Below are 22,409 nucleotides of genomic sequence, written 5' to 3'. Positions count from 1 at the left end.
CGACGATGGACGCCGCGCGGTCGCCCTCGCGTCGGCGGATCGTCTTCGCGGTCGCGCTGGCGGTCGCCCTGGTGACGGTCGCGCTGCTGCTGCTGGTCTTCGGCCGCGGGGCGGGCGAGGACGAGCGCGGGCCGGCACGGGCGACCCTGCGGGTGATCCCGGACGACACCCTGATCGCCGTCCACGTCTCGACCGACGGTCGCCGCGATCCGGTCACCGAGGCGTCGCGGCGGCTGGCCCGGTTGCCCGGCTGGAACCGGCTTCGCGAGCGACTGCTGCGGGATCTGTCGCCGGCGGCCTGCCGCGCGTTCGACGGGATCGGTGGCCGCGAGGTGACCGTCGCGATCGTCCCGACCGGGAACGGCCGTGCCGCCTCGCTGGCGGTCGTCGACACCGGCCAGGACCACGAGCGCGCCCGGTCGCGGCGCTGCGGCGACCGGCAGGCGGTCTACCTGGGACGGCTGTACGTGGTCGGGACGCCGGAGGTGGTGCGGATCGCGCAGCGCCTCCACGACGGAACCGGCGAGGGCCGCTCGCTGGCTCGGCAGCCGCTCTACCGGCGGCTGGCGGCGGGGCTGCCGGACGATCGCGTCGCCGACGCCTGGCTCTCGCCGGACGGGGTGCGGCGGGTGCTGGCGCCGCGCCGCGGGGTCGGCGGTGGGCTGGCGGCGCTGCTCGACCGGCCGGGCCTCCAGGGCCTGGTCGTCGCGGCGACCCCGACCGATTCCGGCCTCCGGCTGACGCTGCACTCGCGCGCCCCGCGCGGGGCCGGGCAGCCGTTCGACAGCCAGACGGCGACCACCGCTCCCGCCTCGGCGATCGGCAGCCTGCTGACCAACGATCCCGCCGGGGCAGCCTCGCGGTTCCTGACGGTGACCGGGGACGGTGGGCTCTCGTCCGACCTCGGGCCGCTGCTCGCGCGGCTGACGACGGAGGCCGACCGGGCCGGCGGGGGCCGCCTCCAGCGCGACCTGCTCGGCGCGGTCCGGGGGCCGTCGGAGGTGATCCTGATGCCGCCGAGCGGGCGGGAGGCGACGGCCGCGCTGGTGATCGTCGTCCCGGTCACCGACGGGCGTCGGGCCGGGAGCGCGTTGGCCAGCGTCCGCAGCCGCGCTGCGGCGGCCCTGACCCCTCCCGGGCAGCGCCGCCGCTTCCGCCGGACGATGGTGGCGGGGCGCACGGCCTGGACCCTGCGGATCGCCGGGCGGGGAACGATCGGCTATCTGATCGACGACAACCGGGTGTTCGGATTCAGCTCGAGCCGAGCTGTCGCGGCCGTGCTCGCTCCCGGAACCCGTCTCTCCGCAGGGCGATCGTGGCGTCAGGTCGCTGGAGAGCGCTCCAAACGTGTCATGTCGATAGGGTTTCTGGACTTCTCCCAGCTCCTGCGGGTAGCGGAGCAGACCGGAATCGGCACGCTTGCCGAGTACCGCGCCGTGCGGCAGGACCTCCAACGTGTCCGCTCGGTCGGTCTGCAGACGCGGACGCAGGGCGATGAGACCATCGCTGACGTCGATCTCAGGATCCCATGACCCAGTACGCCGATAACGAGTACCTGTTCACCTCCGAGTCCGTCTCCGAGGGTCACCCCGACAAGGTCGCCGACCAGATCTCGGACGGTGTCCTCGACGCGGTGCTTGCCGCCGACAGCAACCCCGAGAAGGCGCGCGTCGCCTGCGAGGTGCTCGTCAACACGGGTCTCGTCGTGGTCTCGGGCGAGATCCGCACCGACGCCTACATCGACGTCCAGCAGGTCGCCCGCGACACGATCAAGAAGATCGGCTACACGCACGGCGACCTCGGCTTCTCGTTCGACTCCTGCGCCGTCCTCAACGCGATCGACCCGCAGTCGGCCGACATCGCCCAGGGCGTCGACGACGCGACCGAGGCCAAGGGCGGCTCGGCCGACGAGTTCGACCTCGAGGGTGCCGGCGACCAGGGCATCATCTTCGGCTACGCGACCAACGAGACGCCGGAGTACATGCCGGTCGCGATCCAGAACGCGCACCGCCTGGCCGAGCGCCTCGCCCAGGTCCGCAAGTCCGGCGAGCTCGACTACCTGCGCCCCGACGCGAAGACCCAGGTCTCCGTCCGCTACCGCGACGGCAAGCCGGTCTCGATCGACAAGCTGCTGATCTCGACCCAGCACACCGAGGACGTGCTGGACCAGAAGCAGATCAAGTCGGACCTCTGGGAGCACGTCGTCAAGCACGTCCTCCCGGGCGAGCTCTACGACGAGAGCACGCTGCTCGACGAGTTCCTGGTCAACCCGACCGGTCGCTTCGTCATCGGCGGCCCCGTCGGCGACACCGGCCTGACCGGCCGCAAGATCATCGTCGACACCTACGGTGGGTCCGCCCGCCACGGCGGCGGCGCGTTCTCCGGCAAGGACAGCTCGAAGGTCGACCGCTCGGCCGCCTACGCGACCCGCTGGGTGGCGAAGAACGTCGTCGCCGCCGGCCTCGCCGACCGCGCCGAGATCCAGGTCTCGTACGCCATCGGCGTCGCCCAGCCGATCTCGATCCTGGTCGAGACCTTCGGCACCGAGAAGATCGAGCGCGCCCGGATCGAGAAGGCCGTCCGTTCGGTCTTCGACCTCCGTCCGCTGGCGTACCGTCGCCACCTGAACCTGTTCCGCCCGATCTTCCAGCAGACGGCGGCCTACGGCCACTTCGGTCGCGAGCTCGCCGACTTCACGTGGGAGAAGCTCGACAAGGTCGACGAGCTGAAGCAGGCCGCCGGCCTCTAGCGGTTGGTCTGAGGCGGCCGTGGACGCGGCGCATCTCGGCACGCACGGGGCTCGGCAGGGCTGGCGCCCAGCTCTCGCCCCGCGCGCACCGACCTGCTTGGTCCACGACCACCTCAGACGCAACCGCGCGGCTTCGCGGTTCGCCGCCTAGTCGCGGCGACTACGGGCGTCGGATCTTCGGATCCGGCGCCCGTAGTCGTTGCGCGGCAGGACCCGCCGCGGGACCCGCCTTCCGCCGGCTACGCCGGGCGGTCGTCGTTCGTGGGCGGCACGTCGTCGCCGTTGACCGGCCGCGGGGCGGGCGACTCGAAGTCGTCGCGGGGGCGGGGCGCCGGCGGGCGGACGTCCTGGGCCGGTCGCGACGCGGCCTCACGCCGGGCGCGGACCTCCGCGTCGGCCTCGGCCTCGGCCAGCGCGGCCTGGGCACGCTCGCTCTCGAGCGAGGCACGGTGAGCGCGGTCGACCAGCCGGACCAGCTTCTCGGGCTCGGGCACGCCCGCCATCTGGAAGCGCGAGCCGTCGTCGCCGGCGGTGTCGTAGTCGACGGTGCCGATCCGCAGCATCCGGTCCAGCACCGACTGGTTGACGGTGACGTTCTGGATCCGGTCGAGCCGCGTCTCCTGGACCTCCTTGGCGAGGAAGCCCTCCTGGACCCGCAGGCGGTGGGTCGTGATCACGTACTTGGTGCGGGTCCGCTCGCCCCACAGCAGGATGGTGCCGACCAGTGCGATCGCGATCCCGACCGCGATCCCGATCCAGTCCGGATCGACGGCCAGCAGGACGACGGCGCCGATCAGGATCGCCCCGACCAGGATCAGCGTGTGGCGGCCGAATTGACTCTTCCACGAGGGGGTCGTGGAGTAGAGGATGCTCTCGTCGTCGTGTAGGTCCATGGCGCGACGATACTGCGCCGGCGGGTCACCGGTGGGCGGCAGCGGAGGTGCTCCGGCGGACGCCGTCCCCCGGCTCCGAGCGCGGCCGCTCGCGAGGGTGGCCCGGCTCCGGCGCCGTCGCTCCTGACACCATCAAGGGCGGTGGGCGGTCAACAGGTCATCCAGGTCGAGCCGCTCGTGACGGCCCGTGGCGTCCGCGGGCCGTTCGACTACGCGCGGCCGGAGGGCTGCGACGTCGGCAGCGTCGTCGAGGTGCCCTTCGGGCGCCAACGTCTGCGCGGGGTCGTGACCGGTCTGGTCGACAGCTCCGAGCACAAGCTGAAGGCGCCGCTCCAGGTCTTCGACGTCTCGCTGCCGCCCGACCTGGTGCGGCTGGCGCTGTGGATGGCCGACGACATCGTCTCGACCCGCGCCCGCTGCCTGGAGCTGCTGCTCCCGCCGGAGGGGGTCGGCGAGCGCAAGCGGATGTGGGCCGATCCGGTCCTCCCGGTGCCGACCGCGGACGGGGACGGGCCGACGCCCGCGGCGCCCGCTGACGGCGAGCGGTCGCCGGCGGACGGGGAGAGGGACGACGAGCCGGTGCCGCCGGCCGATCCCTACGCCGGGATCCGGCTGACCGACGGCCAGCGCGCCGCGCTCGAACGGCTGCCCGACTGGGCCGGCGACGACCTGCCGGTCCTGCGGCGGCTCGAGGGCCGTGGCCTGGTGACGATCTCGTCGCGCTCGCAGCCGCGGCGCCCCGATCACGTCGACATCGGCGCCCACCAGGGCGACGGGTCGATCCCACCCCCGCTGAACCCCGACCAGGGCCTGGCCGTCGAGCGGATCGCGGCGGTCCTCGACGGCAGCAACGAGGACCCCCGCGACCAGCGGCTGCTGCTGCACGGCGTGACCGGCTCGGGCAAGACCGAGGTCTACCTCCAGGCCGCCCAGCGGGTGATCGACGCCGGGCAGACGGTGCTGGTGCTGGTGCCCGAGATCGCGCTCACGCCGCAGACGGTCGCGCGCTTCCGGCGGCGGCTGGGGGAGACGGTCGCCGTCCTCCACTCCGGGCTCTCGAAGGGCGAGCGTCGCGACGAGTGGTGGCGACTGCGGTCGGGCGAGGCGCGGATCTGTGTCGGCCCGATGTCGACCGTCTTCGCGCCGGTCTCCGACCTCGGGCTGATCATCGTCGACGAGGAGCACGACCCCGCCTACAAGCACGACGGCGACCCCCGCTACGACGCGCGGCGGGTCGCGGCCTGGCGGGCGCAGGCGGCGGGGGCGGTGCTGCTGGTCGGCTCGGCGACCCCGCGGCCGGAGTCGTGGGCGGCGCTGCGCCGGATCGGCCTGCCGCGCCGGGCGGACGGCGGGGCGATGCCGGAGGTCCGGCTCGTCGACGTACGCGGCACCCGCGGGATCCTGCACCCCGACGTCCACCGTGCCCTGGCGGACACCCGCAAGGCGATCGTGCTGCTGAACCGGCGGGGGTGGGCGACCTGGATGGAGTGCGCTGACTGCGGCCACACCTGGGAGTGCCCCAACTGCGACGTCTCGCTGGTGCTGCACGGGGCCCGTCCCGGCGCGTCCGGCGGCGGCGTCCTGCGCTGCCACCACTGCGGCCACCAGGAGCAGCCGCCGAGCGTCTGCCCGAGCTGTGCCTCGGTCTCGGTCGGCCAGCACGGGCTCGGCACCGAGCAGCTCGCCGACCAGCTTCCCGGCCACGTCTACCGGCTCGACGCCGACGTCCGCGACCGCAGCGGGGTGCTGGAGCGGTTCGGGGCCGCCGACCACGGGATCCTGGTCGGGACCCAGATGATCGCCAAGGGCCACGACTTCCCGGGGGTCGGCCTGGGCGTCGTCGTCGACGCCGACGCGACCCTCCGCTTCCCCGACTTCCGCAGCCAGGAGCGGACCTTCCAGCTCGTCGCCCAGCTCGCCGGACGGGCAGGACGGGGCGACGGCGCGACCGCCGACGGGAACGGCCCGGCACGGGTGCTGGTCCAGACCCGCGCGCCGGACGAGCCGGCGCTGCTGCTCGCCGCCCGCCACGACGCCCACGGCTTCCTCGTCGAGGAGCTGGAGCGTCGCCGCGCGCTCTCCTACCCGCCCTTCTCCACGATCGTGCGGGTGATGTGCGAGCACGAGGACGAGTCCCGGGTCGAAGCGGCCGGTGAGGTCCTGCGCCAGCGGATGCCGCCGGAGACGCTCGGCCCGGTCCCGATCTTCCGGCGCCAGGGGCGGTTCCGGCGTCAGCTGCTGCTGAAGGCCCCGCGGCGGGCTCCGGCGGTCGCGGCGGTACGGGCCGCCGTCGACAGCATCGTCGGGGCGCCCGCCGCCCGCGGGCTGGTGCTGGCGATCGAGGTCGACCCCCGCTGAGTCGGTGACGTCGACGGGCCGCGGGCGCGACGGGACGATGACCTCCCGGGTCATCGTCGCCGCGCGGCGGAACGGTCAGGGTCGTGACGACGGCGGCGGACGAGAGCCGTCGCGCACGACCAGGACCGACAGGAGACCGACATGAGCCCTACCCCAGCCCAGACCGACCGGGACGAGCAGGTCGCGGCCGGCACCCGCGTGACCGTCGAGGAGCTCGACATCAGCGTCGTGGCCGCCGGCCGTCCGGCCGGGGAGGGCCAGCGACGGCTACCCTGAAGGGTCGATGGCGGACGTTGAGACGACCGAAGAGTCCGCGCAGGCGGCGGCAGAGATCACGGCCCGGCGGCAGGCGGCGCTGCAGGCGATCCGGCAGTGGGGCGACCCGGTGCTGAAGGCCCACGCCCGCGACGTGACGGTCTTCGACGACCGGCTCCGCGAGGAGCTCGACGTGATGGGCCAGCTGATGCACGACGCCCGCGGTGTCGGCCTCGCGGCCAACCAGGTCGGGACGCTGCACCGCGTGCTCGTCTACGCCGTCGATGGGGGCGAGGGTCCGGTCCGGGCGCTCGTCAACCCGGAGATCGTGTGGCGGGGCGGCGAGGTCGAGGTCGCGGGCGAGGGCTGCCTGTCGCTGCCCGGCGTGCACGTCGACGTCGAGCGCTCGGTCTTCCTGCGGCTGACCGCCCAGGACGGCCACGGCCAGCCGATCAGCGTCGAGGCCTCGGGCTTCGAGGCGCGGATCATCCAGCACGAGATCGACCACCTCGACGGCGTCCTGATCCTCGACCGGACCGCCCGCGACCAGCGCAAGCAGGCCCTGCGCGAGCTGCGCGGCAAGCTCGGCGACCCGTCGTGACGACCGCCGCGCCCGTCCGGACCGTCTTCCTCGGCACCAGCTGGTTCGCCGCCGACGTGCTCCGGCGGCTGGTCGACGCCGGTCACGCCCCGCAGCTCGTCCTGACCCGCCCCGACCGGCCCGCCGGTCGCGGCCGCAAGCTGACCCCGCCCGCCGTGGCCGACGCCGCGGTCGAGCTCGGCCTGCCCCTGATCCAGCCCGACCGCCTCGACGACGAGGTGGTCGCCCGGATCACCGCCGAGCGTCCGGACGCGCTGATCGTCTGCGCCTACGGCGCCCTGATCAAGGAACCCCTGCTGTCCGCCTTCCCGCTCCTCAACGTCCATCCCTCGCTGCTGCCCCGCTGGCGCGGCGCCGCGCCGATCGAGCGCGCGCTGATGGCGGGCGACAGCGAGACCGGCGTCACGATCATGGAGCTGGTCGAGGAGCTCGACGCCGGGCCGATCCTGGCCCAGGAACGTGAGCCGATCGGGCCGGACGACAGCTACGGCACGCTCGCGCCGCGGCTGGTCGAGCTCGGCTCGCGCCTGCTCGTCGCCACGCTCGAGCAGCTGGCCGAGGGTCCCCTGACCGCGACGCCGCAGCCGGAGGCCGGCGTGACCTACGCGGACAAGATCGTGGCCGCCGACCGCGACCTCGATCCCTCCGCCTCGGGCCAGCAGCAGCACGACCACGTGCGGGCGCTGACGCCCCACATCGGTGCGCGGCTGCGGCGCGACGACGACAGCCTGCTCGGCGTGCGACGCACCCGGGTCGGCGAGGACGGCAGCCTCGAGCTGCTCGAGGTCCAGCCCCCCGGCGGGCGGCCGATGGCCTACGCCGACTACCTCCGCGGACGGGGCGAACGATGAGCGACAACGAGCTGCCCAAGCGCGGATCGGGACGACCGGACCGCTGGGAGCGGCGTCCGAACCGCGGGCCGGCGCGGACCGGCGCGGCCGGCGACGGCGCCAAGGCCCCGGGCTCCGGCCCCGGTTCGAAGCCGGCGTCCGGCGCGAGTCGGAGCACGCGTCCGGTCCGCAAGAACGACAAGGCCGGGGCCGCGCGTCGCGTCGCCCACGAGGTGATCGTCCGCGTCCTCCGCGACGGTGCCTTCGCCGACCGGGCGCTGCACGGGGTCGCCGCCGACCTCGACCCACGCGAGCGCGGCCAGGCGAAGCGGATCGTCTTCGGCGCGGTCCAGCGTCAGCTGACCCTCGACTACGTGATCGGCCAGCACGTCGACCGCGAGCTCGACGTCGAGGTTCGGGCGGCGTTGCACGTCGGGCTCTACGAGCTGCTCTTCAGCGACGGGACGCCGGACCGTGCCGCGGTCGCCTCGGCGGTCGAGCTGGCGAAGCCGAACCTCGGCTTCAAGCTCGTCAATGCGGTCCTCCGCCGGGTCGCCGACGAGGGTCCTGCGGCGACCAAGATCCCGTCCGACGAGACGCCCGAGGGCGCCGCGGTCCGGCACAGCCACCCGCTCTGGCTGGTCCGCCGGTGGTGGAACTGGCTGGGACCGAACCCGACCCGGGCCCTGCTCGCGGCCGGCAACCGTCCGACCGACCTGGTCCTGCGGGACAACAGCCTGCGCGCGGAAGCCCGCGGCGAGGACGGCGAGCTGTTCGTGGTTCCCGGGGAGGCGTTCGACCCGGCGATCCCCGAGGCACGACGGGTCGACGGCCCGTTCGACGTGCTGGCCGATCCGGCCTGGCACGCGGGCCGCTACGTGGCGATGTCCTACGGCTCGATGGTCGCGGCCCGTGCGGTCGCGCCCGAGCCGGGCGAGCGGGTCCTCGACCTCTGCGCGGCGCCGGGCGGCAAGACCACCCACATGGCCGCGCTGATGGGCGGCGAGGGCTCGATCCTGGCGATCGAGAAGCACGGTGGCCGGGCGCGCGCCCTCCGCCGGACCTGCGAGCGGGTCGGGGCGACCAACGTCGAGGTGGTCCACGCCGACGCGCTCGAGCTCGAGCTGGAACGCGGCAGCTTCGACCGGGTCCTGCTCGACGCACCCTGCTCCGGACTCGGCACGTTGGCCTCGCACCCCGATCTGCGCTGGCGGGTCAAGGAGGGCGACCTGCTCGACCTCGCCAAGCTCCAGCGGCAGCTGCTCGACGTCGCCGAGCGGGTGGTCAAGCCCGGCGGCCGGATCGTCTACAGCGTGTGCACGCTGAACCCGGGCGAGGAGCAGCTGCCCGAGGGCGAGATCCGGCGGCTGTACCCGCACCGCGACCACACCGACGGCTTCTACATCTCGTCGGTCGACGACTGAGCGGCGTCGCGCTGGGCCTGCCACTCGCGGGCCAGCGCGGGCAGCCGCTCGCGGAGGAACGCGAAGTAGTCGACCATGTCGGCCAGCCGGACGCCGGCCGGCGTGCCGAGGCCGAGCGCGTTGACGCCGTCGCCGAGGACCTGCTGCCAGCGGGCGAGCAGCTGGTCGCGGCCGGCGATGCTCTGGGCCCAGACATCCTCGTAGACGTGGTAGTGGTCGCGGCGGGCGCCGGGCTCGCGGATCCGCTCGATCAGGCCGACCTGGGTCAGGTAGCGGACTGCTCCGGAGATCGCCGCCGGGCTGACCTGGAGGACGGCGGCCAGCTCCGCCGCCGTCATCCGCGCGTCGTCGGTGGCCAGCAGCGCAGCGAAGACCCGCGAGGGCATGCGGGGGATGCCGGAGTCGGCGAGCACCCCGGCGAACCGCTCGACGAAGCGACGGGCAGCTTCGCAATCGGGGCCGGCCGGGGGCGTGGCGTCCACGTCGGGCATCTCTAGAATCTACTCTCTTCAGAAGATTCACGAATTCGTGAATTAGAGAGTATGGTGTCCGCCATGATCTCCGCGATCGACGTCTCCGGCCTGCGCAAGTCGTTTGGCGACACCCAGGCGCTCGACGGGCTCGACCTCGAGGTCCACACGGGGGAGGTCCACGGCTTCCTCGGTCCGAACGGCGCGGGCAAGTCGACGACGATCCGGGTCCTGCTCGGTCTGCTGCGGGCCGACGGCGGACGCGCCTCGCTGCTCGGCGGCGACCCGTGGCGCGACGCGACGAAGCTCCACCGGCGGATCGCCTACGTCCCCGGCGACGTGGTCCTGTGGCCGAACCTCTCGGGGGGCGAGACGATCGACCTGCTCGGCCGGCTCCGGGGCGGCCTCGATCCCGCCCGGCGGGAGGCCCTGATCGAACGGTTCGCGCTCGACCCGACCAAGCGCGGCGGGGCCTACTCGAAGGGCAACCGCCAGAAGGTCGCGCTCGTCTCCGCGCTCGCCGCCGACGTCGAGCTGCTGATCCTCGACGAGCCGACCTCCGGCCTCGACCCGCTGATGGAGGAGACCTTCCAGGAGTGCGTGCGCGAGGAGCGCGAGCGGGGCCGCACCGTCCTGCTCTCCAGCCACATCCTGGCCGAGGTCGAGGCGCTCTGCGACCGCGTGAGCATCATCCGCGAGGGGCGGACGGTCGAGAGCGGGACCCTCGGCGAGCTCCGCCACCTGACCCGGACCGCGGTCGTCGCCGAACTGGCCGGCCCGTCCGAGGGACTCGAGCGGCTCGCGGGCGTCCACGACCTCGCCGTCGACGGCGACACGGTCCGCTGCCAGGTCGACACGACGGCGCTCGACGAGTTGCTGCGGCGGCTGACCCGGATCGGCGTCCGCAACCTCGACTGCCGGCCGCCGACGCTCGAGCAGCTGTTCCTCCGCCACTACGACGACGGGGCGGGCGCGGCGGACGGCCGCAGCGATCCATCCGTGGGCACCGCGGACGCCGGCGGTGTCCCGCGCGCCGGCGAGACCGACGACGGCCGCGTAGGGTCGGCCGCTCCGTCGACCCCGAGCGAGCAGTGCTGATGGAGCGCCTGACCGGGACCCGCACGCTGCTGCGGCTCGCGCTCCGCCGCGACCGGATCCTGCTGCCCGCCTGGATCTACGTCGTCGCCGCGATGGTGATCGCGACCGGCGCCTCGATCGGCAGCATCTACCCGACCGCGGCCTCGCGCGAGAAGCTCGCCAGCGGGATCGGCAGCAACCCGGCCACCCTCGGGCTCTACGGCCCCGTCTACGACAGCTCGCTCGGCAGCCTGGTCGCCTGGCGGACGGGCACCGTCGCGCTCGTCGCCGCGGCGCTGATGAGCATCGTCATCGTCGTCCGTCACACCCGCGGAGACGAGGAGGTCGGTCGGACCGAGCTGATCGGGTCGGCGGTCGTCGGGCGCTACGCCCCGTTGGCGACGGCGCTGATCGTGGCCGTGCTCGCGAACCTGGCGGCGGCCGCGCTGCTGGCCGTCGGCCTGGTCGTGATCGGCCGGCCGGTCGCGGGCACGATCCTGTTCGCCGCCGGGATCGCCGCGACCGGACTGGTCTTCACCGCCGTGGCGGCGCTGACCGCCCAGCTGGCGCCGACGGCCCGGGGGGCGACGGGTCTGGCCAGCGGCGTCCTCGGGCTCGGCTTCCTGCTGCGGGCCGTCGCCGACGCGGGCGGGTCGAGCGGGCCGACCTGGCTCGGCTGGGCAAGCCCGCTCGGCTGGGCCAGCCGGACCCGCGCCTTCGCCGACGCCCGCTGGTGGCCGCTGGCGATCTCGCTGGTCGCTGCGGTCGCGCTGGTGGCCGCCGCGGCCGCGACCCTCGCCCGCCGCGACCTCGGTGCCGGGCTGCTCCCGCAGCGCCCCGGGCCGGCCGGCGCGAGCCGCCGCCTGGCCACGCCGCTCGCGCTCGCCTGGCGGCTGCAGCGGACCGCGCTGCTCGGGTGGACGGCGGGCTTCGCCCTGACCGGCGTCCTCGTCGGCTCGATCGCCCGCGACATCGGCGAGTTCACCGGGACGAAGCAGGTCCAGGACCTGCTCGAGGCGCTTGGTGGATCGCAAGGGGTGACCGACGCCTACTACGCGACGACGTTCAGCATCATGGCGCTGCTGGCGGGCGCCTACGCGGTCCAGGCGACCCTGCGGCTGCGCGCCGAGGAGCAGGCCGGCCGGGTCGAGCCGTTGCTGGCGACGGCCGTCGGCCGCGGGCGCTGGGCGGCCGGGCACCTGCTGATCGCGGTGGGCGGTGCGGCCGTCCTGCTGCTCGTGCTCGGCCTCGGGGCGGGCCTCGCCGACGGGATCCGCGGCGGCGACGTCTCCGGCCGGATCGTCGAGCTGCTCGGGGCCGCCGCGGTCCAGATCCCGGCCGCCTGGATCCTGGCCGGTGCGACCTTCCTGCTGTTCGGGACCGCTCCGCGGGCCGCGGTCGGGGGCTGGGCGGCGCTGGTCGTCTTCCTGCTGCTCGGGCAGATCGGCGCGATCCTGAAGCTGCCCGGGTGGCTGCTCGACGCCTCCCCCTTCAGCCACGTCCCGCAGCTCCCCGGCGGCGCGTTCTCGGTCGCGCCGCTGCTCGGCCTGCTCGCGGTCGGCGCCGCGCTGCTGGCGGCGGGCTTCGCCCGTTTCCGGCTGAGGGACGTGGGATGAGCGTCGGCGGCGGGAGGCGTACGGGGGTTGCGGGCTGGGACTTCCTATAGTGGCTGGCATGGAGGTCGATCTCGGTCTGAGCTGCCCCGGCTGTCGTGAGCCGTGGCTGCGCCCGACGAATCTCCCGGGCCGGTACCGCTGCGTGAACTGCCTGCTGCGGTACGAGCTGCGGTCGGTCTGCCCGAACTGCGGCGAGCACTCCACGATCGTGCGGATGTCGAAGACCGCGACGCTGGCGTGCAACCACTGCGGCAGTTCGATGCTCGTCCAGGTCTAGGCGGTCACGTCTGAGGCGGCCGTGGACGCGCGGCGCATCTCGGGCCGGTTGGCACTCGGCAGGCCTGGCGGCCAGCTCTCGCACCACCCGCCCCGACCTGCTTGGTCCACGACCACCTCAGACGTGACCGCCGCGGTTGGTCTGCGGACATGTGCCGTCGCACGTCGCACCTGGTTCGTGGCGGCGACCTCCGGGGGCGGAACGGACGGAGGGTGGAACGCGCGTCGTCAGGGACGGGACCGGGGGCGCCGAGCCGTTGCTCGCTACCCTGACCTGGTGACCGGTTCCGATCCCCGCCTCCAGCGTCTGACGGGCATCGCGCCCTCGATCCTCGCCAGCGACTTCGGCAAGCTCCGGAGTCAGGTCGAGGAGGTCGTCGCCGCCGGCGCGACCGTCATCCACATCGACGTGATGGACGGCCACTTCGTCCCGCCGATCACGATGGGGCCGATCGTCGTCGACGCGCTCAAGGGCATCGACGCGGTGCTCGACGTGCACCTGATGATCGAGCGGCCGGAACGTCAGCTCGCTGACTTCGCCAAGGCCGGCGCCGACGTCCTGACCGTCCACGCCGAGGCGACCCCGCAGCTCCACTTCGCGCTCCAGCAGGCCCGTGAGCTCGGTGCCCTCGCCGGCCTCGCCCTCTGCCCGGGCACGGGGATCGACCCCCTGCAGGAGACGACCACGCTCGTCGACCTGGCCCTCTGCATGACGGTCAACCCCGGCTGGGGCGGCCAGCGGTTCATCCCGACCTCGTTCGACAAGATCGAGCGGATGACCGGCCTGCTGGCCGACGACGCCGTGCTCCAGGTCGACGGTGGCGTCGACCTCGCGACGATCGGCGGCTGCGCGGCGGCGGGGGCGACCAGCTTCGTCGCCGGCTCCGCCGTCTTCGGGCAGGCCGATCCGGGCGAGGCCGTCCGCGCGCTGGCCGCGGCCGCCGCCGCGGGTCGCGGGGTCGCGGTCTAGCTCCCGCGCGGCACCGACGCGCCGCGCGCCGGGGCGCCTTCCCGATGGGTTGTCCACCGTAGGGGTGGAGAAGACATCGGGAAGCCGGGCGGCCGCCCGGCCTTCGACCTCCGACGGGTCGCCCACCGCACGGCCGGCGCAGACCGCGAGGCCGCCGGCGACCGGGCCGCCCCGTACCGCGCCGCCCCGCGGATGGGGGATCCCCCCGGGGTTGCGGGGGATTGCCCCAGAATCCCGGGTACCGGTCACGCCGCCCTGCTTGGATGGTGGATGTGACCACCCCCATCGTGCAGGCGAGCGACCTGCGGAAGACCTACGGCAGCGGCGAGGCCGCGGTGACCGCCCTCGACGGCGTCTCCGTCGACTTCCAAGCGGGCCAGCTGACGGCGATCATGGGGCCATCGGGCTCCGGCAAGTCGACGCTGATGCACTGCATCGCCGGCCTCGACCACGTCGACGCCGGCACCGTGACGATCGACGGGATCGAGATCACCGACCTCGACGACCGTGGCCTGACCGAGCTGCGGCGCGACCGGATCGGCTTCGTCTTCCAGGCCTTCAACCTGCTGCCGGTCCTGACGGCCGAGGAGAACATCCTGCTGCCGCTGACGATCGCCGGCCGCGCCGGCCGCAGCGTCGACCGCGAGTGGATCGACCAGCTCGTCCACACCGTCGGGCTCCACGACCGGCGCGACCACCGCCCGAGCGAGCTGTCCGGCGGCCAGCAGCAGCGGGTCGCGGTCGCCCGCGCGCTCGCCAGCCGGCCCGCGGTGATCTTCGCCGACGAACCGACCGGCAACCTCGACTCGCGCTCGTCGGAGGAGGTGCTCGGCCTGCTGCGGCGCTCGGTCGACGCCTTCGGGCAGACGGTCGTGATGGTCACCCACGATCCCCACGCCGCGTCGTTCGCCGACCGGCTGGTGGTGCTCAAGGACGGGCAGGTCGTCCATGACGGCGAAGCCGGCGGCCGCGACCAGGTCCACTCGCGCCTGCGGGAGCTCGGCTGATGGTCCGGCTGCTGCTGCGAACGCTGCGTTCGCGAGCCAGACGGACGCTGATGACCTCGTTCGCGGTCGTGATCGGCGTCGCGCTGATCGCCGGCACGCTGATCTTCACCGACACGATCAACACGAGCTTCGACGCGATCGGCTCCGAGAGCTACCGCGGGGTCGGCGCGGTCGTCACGCCGGCCACGCCACCCGGCGCGCCGAGCGACCCGCAGGGTGACGCGGGACGGCAGCTGCCGCGGGACCTGGTCGCCCGGGTCGCCGACGCCGACGGCGTCCAGGCGGCCGAAGGCTCGATCGCCGCCGAGGCGATCGTCTTCAAGCGCGACGGCCGGACGCGGATCGGCGGCCAGGGACCGCCGTCGCTGCTGTTCTCGGTGATGCCGCCGGGCTTCGGTGGGACCTCCTACGTCGAGGGGCGCCCCCCGGCGCACCCGGACGAGGTCGCCTTCGACCGCAGCACCGCCGAGAAGGCCGGAGCGACGCTCGGCGACGTCGTCTCGATCCAGGGCGAGGGACCCCGCCGCCGGATGCGGCTCGTCGGCCTGTTGCAGCTCGGCAGCGGGTCGGCCTCGTTCGGGGGCGCGACCGTCGCGGTCACCACGGCCCCGACCGCCGCTGCGCTCGCCGACCGCAAGCCCGACGCCTACTACGACGAGATCCGCGTCCAGGGCGACCCGGGCGTCAGCGGCGAGGCATTGGTGGACGACGTCCGCCGGGCCGTCGGGACGACCGCGGTGGTCCGGACCGGCGAGGCCCAGGGGGCCAAGCAAGCGACCGACATCAAGGACGCGATCTCGTTCCTGCCGACCGTGCTGCTGGTCTTCGCGGGGATCGCGACCTTCGTCGGGGCGTTCCTGATCTTCAACACCTTCTCGATCACGGTCGCCCAGCGCCAGCGCGAGTTCGCGCTGCTGCGGGCGCTCGGGGCCGGCCGCCGCCAGGTCCGGCTGATGGTCACGGGGGAGGCGCTGGCGGTCGGCCTCGTCGGTGCGGTCCTCGGGATGCTGCTCGGGTTCGCGGTGGCCCCCGGTCTGCGGGCGCTGCTGAAGGCGTTCGGGGCCGACATGCCGTCGACGGCGACGGTCTTCAGCGGCCGGACGGTCCTCGTGAGCCTGATCGTCGGCGTCGTGGTCACGCTGGTGGCGAGCTTCCTGCCCGCCCGCCGCGCGACCCGGGTCGCGCCGGTCGAGGCCCTGCGCGAGGCGGCAGCGCCGCCCGGCAAGGGGGCGGTCCGCCGTGGGCCGGTGCTCGTCGGGATCGCCTTCGCGGTTGCCGGCGTCACCGGACTCCTGCTCGGCGCACTCGGAGCGGCCTCCGGTGACACGGCCACGATCCTCGCGGGCGGTGGCGCCGGCCTGCTGTTCGTCGCCGCGACGCTGGTCTCCCCGGCGCTGGTCGGGCCGCTCGCCCGGTTGCTCGGGCGGCCGTTGCGGCTGATCTTCGGGCTGCCCGGTCGACTCGCGCAGGACAACGCCGCCCGTCAGCCTGGCCGCACGGCGGTGACCTCCGGCGCACTGATGATCGGCCTTGCGCTGGTCGTCTTCGCGACGGTCTTCGCGGCCGGCCTGCGAGAGACGCTGCAGGGCGACATCGAGCAGGTCGTGGCCGCTCCCGTCGTCGTCCAGTCGTCGGGCGGCGGCGGGGGCGGGGCGAGCGGCCTCTCGCGATCGCTGGTCGAGACGCTCCGGCGGACCCCCGGCGTCGAGGCCGCGGGCGGGGTCGCCTTCGGCCGGGTCCAGGTCCGCGGTCACGACACGACGACGACCGTGATCGACGGGCAGCTGCTCGACGACGGGTTGATCCGGGTGCGCCAGCTCGGGGACGGCGGGATCAGCGTCCGCGACCCCGGCCGCGGGCGGGTCTACGTCGCCGACGACACGGCCAAGACCCTCGGTCTCGGCGGCGGCGAGACGATCGTGGCGACCGGGACCAACGGCAAGCGCCAGCGGCTCCAGGTCGCGGGGATCGTGAAGGGCAACGCCTCGACGATCAACGGGATCGTGATGAGCACCGAGACGGCGGCCGGGTTCGGCGAGACCACCCCGTTCTTCGTGCTCGCCGCCGGAACCACGACCGAGGTGGCGCGGGCGCTGAAGGCCGACTACCCCGCCACCGAGACCCTGACGCGGTCGGCCTGGGTCGACAAGCAGACCGCCCAGGTCAACCAGCTGCTGGGCCTGATCTACGCGCTGCTGGCGCTGTCGGTGGTGGTCGCGCTGTTCGGGATCGTCAACACGCTGACGCTCTCGATCCAGGAGCGGGTCCGGGAGCTCGGCCTGCTGCGAGCGGTCGGGGCGACCCGTCGTCAGGTCCGCCAGATGATCCTGCTGGAAGCGGTGATCACGGCCTTGCTCGGGGCGCTGCTGGGCGCCCTGCTCGGCTTCGTGCTGGCGATCGCCGTCGGTACGACCCTCGACGGGTTCGCGATCAGCGTGCCGATCGGCCAGATCCTGGGGCTGGTGGCCCTGACCGGCGCGCTCGGCGTGCTGGCGGCGATCCGGCCCGCCCGGCGAGCCGCCGCGACCGAGGTCCTGGTGGCGATCGCCGACGAGTGACCGCGACGGAGCCGGCCGGTCGGCGGGCGGAACGTCCGCCCCGGCGTCGGCTCCGGGAGGCGACGCGCGCGGACCTCGAGCGGCCCGCCCCGTGAGCGGCCCGCCGCGCGTCAGCCCGCGGCGGGCGAAGCGGTGGAGGCCGGAGCCGGGCGCCGGTAGACGACGGCCAGCAGCAGGCAGAGGACCGCGGCCCCGGCGGTGTAGCCGACCTCGGCCAGCAGCAGCGGGTCGTCGATCGGGCGGGCCAGCATCCAGATCACGAACAGCAGTCCGGATGCGACCCAGGCCGCGGCCGCCGACCAGGCGTGGCCACGGGCGAGGGCGGCCTGGTTGAGGGTTCCGGCCGTCAGGTGCATGCCCATCCCGACGGCGACGATCGCGAGGCCGAGCACGGGCGGCTTCTGGCCGTCGAACAGCAGCGGCATCACCCAGCTGCCCAGCACCAGCAGGCCGACGACCACCAGCGCGGCGAACGCCGCGATGTAGCCGACGGCCTTGCGGATCGCGACGGCGATCTCGTGCGGGGAACCGGTCGCGATCAGCCGTGCGAAGTGCGGGAGCAGCGTCGTCTGGACCGCCTGGAACAGCTGGAGCGGGGCGCGCGTCACCAGCAACGCGCTGAAGATCAGACCCGCGGCGGCCTTGTCGGCGGTCAGCAGCGTGCCGGCGTTGACCAGCGTCTGCTCGCCGAGCTGGATCAGCGCGACGGCGACCGCGAACGAGCCGCCGGCCTTGAGTCCGGCGGCGGCGACCGGCCGGGCCTCGACCGTCGCCATCCGCTTGGTCGCCCGCCGGATCGCCCACGGCACCACTAGCAGCGAGGCCAGCGGCGCGGCGAGGATGCCGGCGGCGACGGCGATCTGGCCGGAGCTGATCCCGATCAGGGCCGCGATCGGGAACAGGATCCGGGCCACCGACTCGAACAGCACGAGCCCGCCGTAGAGCCCGAACCAGCCGTGCCCGGCGACGAAGCCACGGGCGAAGTAGCTCGCCCCGTAGGCCACGCCGGCCCCGACCAGCAGCCAGAACATCGAGGACGAGCCGATGTTGTCCTGCAGCGGACCACGGGCGACCAGCGCCGCGACGACCAGCAGGGCGGCGAAGCCGGCCTGGATCAGCAGCGGCTCGCGCAGCGACGGGTGCGCGTCGCCCTTGGCCCGGGCGATCGCGATCGTGCGTGACAGCAGCTGCTCGACGGGCCGGTAGAAGACCGACATCGCCGTGAACAGGATCGCCCACATCGTGGCGATCTGGCCGTACTGCTCCTGGCCGGTCGCGGACGACCCGAGCGCGTGCGAGGCGACCGAGAAGAAGAGGAAGGTCAGCAGCCCGGTCGAGGCGATCCCGATCGAGAGCAGCCGGGCGCCGCCGCCGTACCCACTGCCGCTGCCCTGGGGCTCGGCGGGGGCGGCGACCATCTCGTCGGAGACCGCGCCGTCCGGATCGAAGTTCGGATCCGGGGGGACGGAGCCGACCGCGGGGAGCTCACCGGTCCCGGCGGTCCCGTCGGCGGGTCGGGCGCCGCGCGGCGGGGCGGACCCCGCCGGCCGGGGCGCCGTCGCCGGCTCCTCTTCGGGCGGCGTGGCGCTCACCGGCGACCGACCATCTCAGCGGGGTGCAGCAGGGCTCAGTCGCCGACGCGAACGAGTAGCTGCGTCCACGGGAACGGCTGACGGGTCTCGACGACCTCGCCGTGCTGCCCGAGCAGCTGCTTGAACGACCGCGTCGACCAGTGGTTGAGGTGGCCCGGGGTGTTGCCCAGGTCCTTCAGGTACGAGCCGCGGGCGATGTTGACCGCGCGCCAGATCGGCTCGCGGGGGACCGAGACCAGCAGCCAGCGCTTGGCGACGCGGGCCATCTCGGCGACGGTGTGCTCCGGGTCCGGGACGTGCTCGAGGACCTCGATCGCGGTCGCGACGTCGAACTCGTCGTCGGCGAACGGGAGGTTCTCCGCGCGCATGATCTTGTACTCGAGGTTCGGCGCCTGGCGCTGGGCCCAGCCGGCCTGGATCGACGGCTCCTCGAGGTCGAGGCCGACGACGCGCTTGTCGCCGAGCCGCTGCGCCCACGGGTGGACGAGGACGCCCTCGCCGCAGCCGACGTCGAGCAGCGACTGGGGGTCGGCCCGCACGAACAGCTCCTCCAGCTGCCGCTCGAAGCCGGCCTGCAGGCGCTTGGCGACGGGGTTGGTGGTGTTGTACTTGTCGTACGTGTTGCCGGTGATGATCCCGTCGTCACTCGTCGTGATCGTGACAGGACCGGACTTCGTGCTCTCGGTGCTCACTCAGGACCTCAGTGCGTCTTGTTCATCGGTGGACTGGACGGTCGGCGCGGCCTTTGCGCCGGTGGTCGCCTCCTGGCCGGTCGGGCGAGCGCCCGGCTCGTAGTGGCTCGGCGGCACGCCGAGCTGCAACTCGATCCGCCGCACGCGCTCGAAGACGCGCTGGAGCAGGATCCGCTGGCCGTGCAGCAGGTCGCCGATCACCGCGAGCGCGGCGACCATCACCGCGGCGGTGAACAGCACCCCGCCGAAGATCAGCGACTGGACGTGACCGGCGCCCTCGCCCTGGACCCACGAGACGAAGAACCGCAGCCACGGGATGCAGGCGAGGAAGAAGAGCACGAAGGCCATGCTCATGAAGACGCGGACCGGCTCGTACTGGGCGTAGATCCGGAAGATCGACACCGAGTTGCGGCGGACGTACGCCCACATCGAGGGGAACAGCCGCGACTCGCGCAGCTTCTCGTTGGTGCCGACCGGCACGTGCTTGGTCGCGACCAGCAGCTTGCCGGCCTGGATCAGCGACTCGAGCGTGTAGGTGAAGCGGGAGACGACCGCCAGCTGGATCGCGGCCTCGCGGTTGTAGGCGCGGAAGCCGGAGGTCGCGTCGGCGATGTCCGTCTCGGACGCCCGACGGACGACCGCCGAGCCGAGCTTCTGGAGCCGGACCTTCAGCGGCGAGAAGTGCTCGATCGTGTGGACCTGGCGGTCGCCGACGACCATGTCGGCCTCGCCGGCCAGGACCGGGGCGACGAGGTCGGGGATGTACGACGCGTCGTACTGGTTGTCGGCGTCGGTGTTGACGATCACGTCGGCGCCGAGCTTGAGGCAGGCGTCCAGCCCGGCCTGGAAGCCCGCCGCAAGGCCCTTGTTGTTCGTCAGCTTGACGATGTGGTCGACGCCCTTCTCACGGGCGACCTCGAGCGTACGGTCGACCGAGCCGTCGTCGATCACCAGCCACTCGACGGTGTCGAACCCGGGAACCGAGCGCGGCAGGTCGTCGAGGGTGGTCGGGAGCGTCTGCTCCTCGTTGAAACAGGGGATCTGGATGATCAGCTTCATGGGGCTCAGCGAGGGTTGGGCGGGTGGGGCCCGGCAACGTGACGTAGCGAGCACGGCGACGTTCCGGTGGGGTCCGTCGTTCGCCCGGGCGGCGGAGTCACGGCATGGGCACGCGCAACGAAGCGATGGCGTGGAACCGGAGGAGTATTCCAGAGCCGCCGCCGGTCCCGCCCCGCGCCACGGCCGTCCGGAGGCGCGGAGCCGCGCCCGGGAGCCCGGACCGGCCGAGCGGGACGGACCCCGCGCGGAGGCTCGTGCGGACGACGGGCGGGGCGGTCGTCGGAGCGGGCCGGTGGGGGCAGCACGGCTCGGCGGCGACGTCCCGTAGACTCGCCGACGCATCTTGGACGGCCGAAACGACACGACCCGTGCACGCATCGCCGGCCGGTTGCCACTGATCGCGTTCCTGCTGCTCTGCGCGGGTCTGCTGGCGATCTTCATCGCCTATCCGACGTACCCGAACTACGACAGCTATTACACGCTGCTCTGGGCCCGGGAGCTGTGGGACGGGCAGAAGCCGGTCTTCGACGCGTTCCGCGCTCCGACCGAGCACCCGCTCTCGATCCTCTTCTCGATGGGGCTGACGCCCTTCGGGCGCGGGGTCGACCGCTTCCTCGTGCTCTGCGCGATGGTCTCGGTCGCCGCGCTCGCTGCCGGGCTCTACCAGCTCGGCAAGGAGACCTTCAACCGCTGGGTCGGCCTCGTCGCCGGCATGCTGCTGGTGGTCAACTGGAACCTGATCATGCTGGCCGTTCGCGGCTACCTCGACGTCACGTACATGGCGCTGGTGGTCTGGGCGGCGGTGCTCGAGCTGCGGCGCCCGCGCCGCGGCTGGCCGGTCCTGCTGATGCTCTCGCTGGCGGGGCTGCTGCGCCCGGAGGCGTGGGTCCTCGGCGGCCTCTACGCGCTCTGGATGGCCTGGCAGCCGAGCTTCCGCCACATCTTCAGCGTCCGCGGGATCAGCTGGCTCTTCGCCGGGATCGTCGCCCCCCTGATCTGGGTCACCGTCGACTACGTCGTGACCGGGGAGCCGCTCTTCTCGCTGACGCACACCTCGGATCTCGCGGAGTCGCTGGGCCGGACCCGCGGTCCGCTGGAGATGCCGCACGCGACGTTCGCCTACCTCAAGGGGATCGACGGGGCGGCGCTGTTCTTCTCCGGGGCGGTTGGCGTGGTCGCCGCGCTGGTGATCGTGCCGCGGCGGATCGGGATCCTGCTCGTGCTGCTGCTGGCCGGCATCGGGACCTTCCTGATGATCGGCGTCGGCGGCTTCTCGGTGATCGACCGCTACCTCCTGGTCCCGGCCGTGCTGCTGCTGATCTTCGCGGCGTTCGTGCTGATGGGCTGGACGATGTTGCCGGCCGGCCGCCTCCGCCGCTGGTGGTCGCGGGCGGCGATCCTGGCCGCGATCGGGGTCGCGGTCGTCGCCGTCGACCGCGTCCAGCCGGGCTCGATCGACAACGACCTGACCTTCCGCGGGACCGCCCACCGCAACCTCGTCGCCGTGCTCGACCAGCCGCAGGTCCGCGAGGCGCTCCGCTGCGGCCCGCTCTGGACGCCGAACCACAAGCTGGTCCCGGACTCGCGCTGGATCCTCGACGCCGGGGTCACGAAGGTCCTGCCGCGCTCGATGCTGCGGCCCGAGCAGTTCCAGTACACGAAGGGCCCGAAGACGGGCAAGCCGCTGCCGTTCTCCGAGCTGACGCTCGACCGGCAGGCGGCGCTGCGAGCGGTGCCCGACGTCCGTAGCGGCGGTCTGCCGCGGCGCGGCGTCCTGATCGTGCCGGCGACCCGCCAGGCGCTGATCCGCCAGGCCTACGTGACGGTCGGCGACGACGTGGCCTTCGACGCGATCCCGCTGCCGGGCTTCCGGCGGATCGCCACCAGCACGAACTACGCCGTCTACGCGAACTGCGGCTGAGGCCGCCGACCGCGGCCCCGAGGGGGCACTGGCGGCGGTCGTACGGTGAACGCAACGGCCG

19 protein-coding genes are annotated in these 22,409 nt (G+C 73.5%); 14 read left to right on the top strand and 5 right to left on the bottom strand.

Going from position 1 to position 22,409, the window contains the following annotated elements; genetic code table 11:
- Nucleotides 1–5: 5 nt before the first annotated feature.
- Both ACVUH9_RS01690 and metK read left to right on the top strand, forming a co-directional pair.
- Nucleotides 6–1,532: a hypothetical protein gene (locus ACVUH9_RS01690; protein WP_475753313.1), complete on the top strand. Its 1,527-nt coding sequence runs from the start codon at nucleotides 6–8 to the stop codon at nucleotides 1,530–1,532.
- Nucleotides 1,529–2,749, top strand: a complete 1,221-nt coding sequence (gene metK, locus ACVUH9_RS01685) for a methionine adenosyltransferase (RefSeq protein WP_475753311.1) — start codon at nucleotides 1,529–1,531, stop codon at nucleotides 2,747–2,749. Before ACVUH9_RS01690 ends, metK begins: the two co-directional genes overlap by 4 nt.
- 239 nt (nucleotides 2,750–2,988) lie before the next feature.
- Here the strand turns inward: metK and ACVUH9_RS01680 are convergent, their stop codons facing one another.
- Entirely contained in the window at nucleotides 2,989–3,642 is a 654-nt protein-coding gene (locus ACVUH9_RS01680; RefSeq protein ID WP_475753309.1) for a PH domain-containing protein, read from the bottom strand.
- A gap of 141 nt (nucleotides 3,643–3,783) precedes the next feature.
- Between ACVUH9_RS01680 and priA the strand changes: the two genes are divergently transcribed.
- From priA to ACVUH9_RS01655, 5 genes are all read left to right on the top strand, one after another.
- A complete protein-coding gene (gene priA / locus ACVUH9_RS01675) occupies nucleotides 3,784–6,000 on the top strand; it encodes a replication restart helicase PriA (protein ID WP_475753307.1) in 2,217 nt (738 codons plus the stop codon).
- A gap of 141 nt (nucleotides 6,001–6,141) precedes the next feature.
- On the top strand, nucleotides 6,142–6,276 hold the full coding sequence (locus ACVUH9_RS01670; RefSeq protein WP_475753305.1) for a hypothetical protein: 135 nt from the start codon (nucleotides 6,142–6,144) through the stop codon (nucleotides 6,274–6,276).
- A 7-nt stretch (nucleotides 6,277–6,283) separates the two neighbouring features.
- Nucleotides 6,284–6,856, top strand: coding sequence for a peptide deformylase (def, locus tag ACVUH9_RS01665; RefSeq protein ID WP_475753303.1), 573 nt, complete (start codon nucleotides 6,284–6,286; stop codon nucleotides 6,854–6,856).
- Entirely contained in the window at nucleotides 6,853–7,707 is an 855-nt protein-coding gene (fmt, locus tag ACVUH9_RS01660; protein ID WP_475753301.1) for a methionyl-tRNA formyltransferase, read from the top strand. Before def ends, fmt begins: the two co-directional genes overlap by 4 nt.
- Entirely contained in the window at nucleotides 7,704–9,110 is a 1,407-nt protein-coding gene (locus ACVUH9_RS01655; RefSeq protein WP_475753299.1) for a transcription antitermination factor NusB, read from the top strand. The genes fmt and ACVUH9_RS01655 overlap by 4 nt, the downstream gene beginning before the upstream one ends.
- Here ACVUH9_RS01655 and ACVUH9_RS01650 read toward each other — a convergent pair.
- Complete coding sequence (locus ACVUH9_RS01650; protein ID WP_475753297.1) at nucleotides 9,086–9,601, bottom strand: GbsR/MarR family transcriptional regulator; 516 nt, start codon at nucleotides 9,599–9,601, stop codon at nucleotides 9,086–9,088. The genes ACVUH9_RS01655 and ACVUH9_RS01650 overlap by 25 nt on opposite strands.
- A gap of 63 nt (nucleotides 9,602–9,664) precedes the next feature.
- On the opposite strand from ACVUH9_RS01650, the gene ACVUH9_RS01645 reads away from it, so the two are divergent.
- From ACVUH9_RS01645 to ACVUH9_RS01620, 6 genes are all read left to right on the top strand, one after another.
- Nucleotides 9,665–10,678 carry an ABC transporter ATP-binding protein gene (locus ACVUH9_RS01645; RefSeq protein WP_475753295.1) on the top strand — a complete coding sequence of 338 codons (1,014 nt, stop codon included), beginning with the start codon at nucleotides 9,665–9,667 and terminating at the stop codon, nucleotides 10,676–10,678.
- Nucleotides 10,678–12,273: an ABC transporter permease gene (locus tag ACVUH9_RS01640; RefSeq protein ID WP_475753293.1), complete on the top strand. Its 1,596-nt coding sequence runs from the start codon at nucleotides 10,678–10,680 to the stop codon at nucleotides 12,271–12,273. The genes ACVUH9_RS01645 and ACVUH9_RS01640 overlap by 1 nt, the downstream gene beginning before the upstream one ends.
- 58 nt (nucleotides 12,274–12,331) lie before the next feature.
- Entirely contained in the window at nucleotides 12,332–12,550 is a 219-nt protein-coding gene (locus ACVUH9_RS01635; RefSeq protein WP_475753291.1) for a YfgJ family double zinc ribbon protein, read from the top strand.
- A gap of 276 nt (nucleotides 12,551–12,826) precedes the next feature.
- Nucleotides 12,827–13,519 carry a ribulose-phosphate 3-epimerase gene (gene rpe / locus ACVUH9_RS01630; RefSeq protein WP_475753289.1) on the top strand — a complete coding sequence of 231 codons (693 nt, stop codon included), beginning with the start codon at nucleotides 12,827–12,829 and terminating at the stop codon, nucleotides 13,517–13,519.
- A 263-nt stretch (nucleotides 13,520–13,782) separates the two neighbouring features.
- Nucleotides 13,783–14,526 carry an ABC transporter ATP-binding protein gene (locus ACVUH9_RS01625; protein WP_475753287.1) on the top strand — a complete coding sequence of 248 codons (744 nt, stop codon included), beginning with the start codon at nucleotides 13,783–13,785 and terminating at the stop codon, nucleotides 14,524–14,526.
- A gap of 50 nt (nucleotides 14,527–14,576) precedes the next feature.
- Entirely contained in the window at nucleotides 14,577–17,084 is a 2,508-nt protein-coding gene (locus tag ACVUH9_RS01620; RefSeq protein WP_475753285.1) for an ABC transporter permease, read from the top strand.
- A 110-nt stretch (nucleotides 17,085–17,194) separates the two neighbouring features.
- Here ACVUH9_RS01620 and ACVUH9_RS01615 read toward each other — a convergent pair whose 3' ends face one another.
- The 3 genes from ACVUH9_RS01615 to ACVUH9_RS01605 are packed head-to-tail and all read right to left on the bottom strand — an operon-like array spanning nucleotide 17,195 to nucleotide 20,427.
- Nucleotides 17,195–18,676: a lipopolysaccharide biosynthesis protein gene (locus ACVUH9_RS01615; protein WP_475753283.1), complete on the bottom strand. Its 1,482-nt coding sequence runs from the start codon at nucleotides 18,674–18,676 to the stop codon at nucleotides 17,195–17,197.
- Nucleotides 18,677–18,711: 35 nt separating this feature from the next.
- Nucleotides 18,712–19,368: a class I SAM-dependent methyltransferase gene (locus tag ACVUH9_RS01610; protein WP_475753281.1), complete on the bottom strand. Its 657-nt coding sequence runs from the start codon at nucleotides 19,366–19,368 to the stop codon at nucleotides 18,712–18,714.
- On the bottom strand, nucleotides 19,369–20,427 hold the full coding sequence (locus tag ACVUH9_RS01605) for a glycosyltransferase family 2 protein (RefSeq protein ID WP_475753279.1): 1,059 nt from the start codon (nucleotides 20,425–20,427) through the stop codon (nucleotides 19,369–19,371).
- Nucleotides 20,428–20,815: 388 nt separating this feature from the next.
- Between ACVUH9_RS01605 and ACVUH9_RS01600 the strand changes: the two genes are divergently transcribed.
- Nucleotides 20,816–22,348 carry a hypothetical protein gene (locus tag ACVUH9_RS01600; protein WP_475753277.1) on the top strand — a complete coding sequence of 511 codons (1,533 nt, stop codon included), beginning with the start codon at nucleotides 20,816–20,818 and terminating at the stop codon, nucleotides 22,346–22,348.
- The last annotated feature ends 61 nt before the right edge of the window (nucleotides 22,349–22,409 follow it).

The sequence above is a fragment of the Patulibacter ginsengiterrae genome, from assembly GCF_056269115.1.
This window is presented reverse-complemented; position numbering and strand designations above follow the sequence as displayed.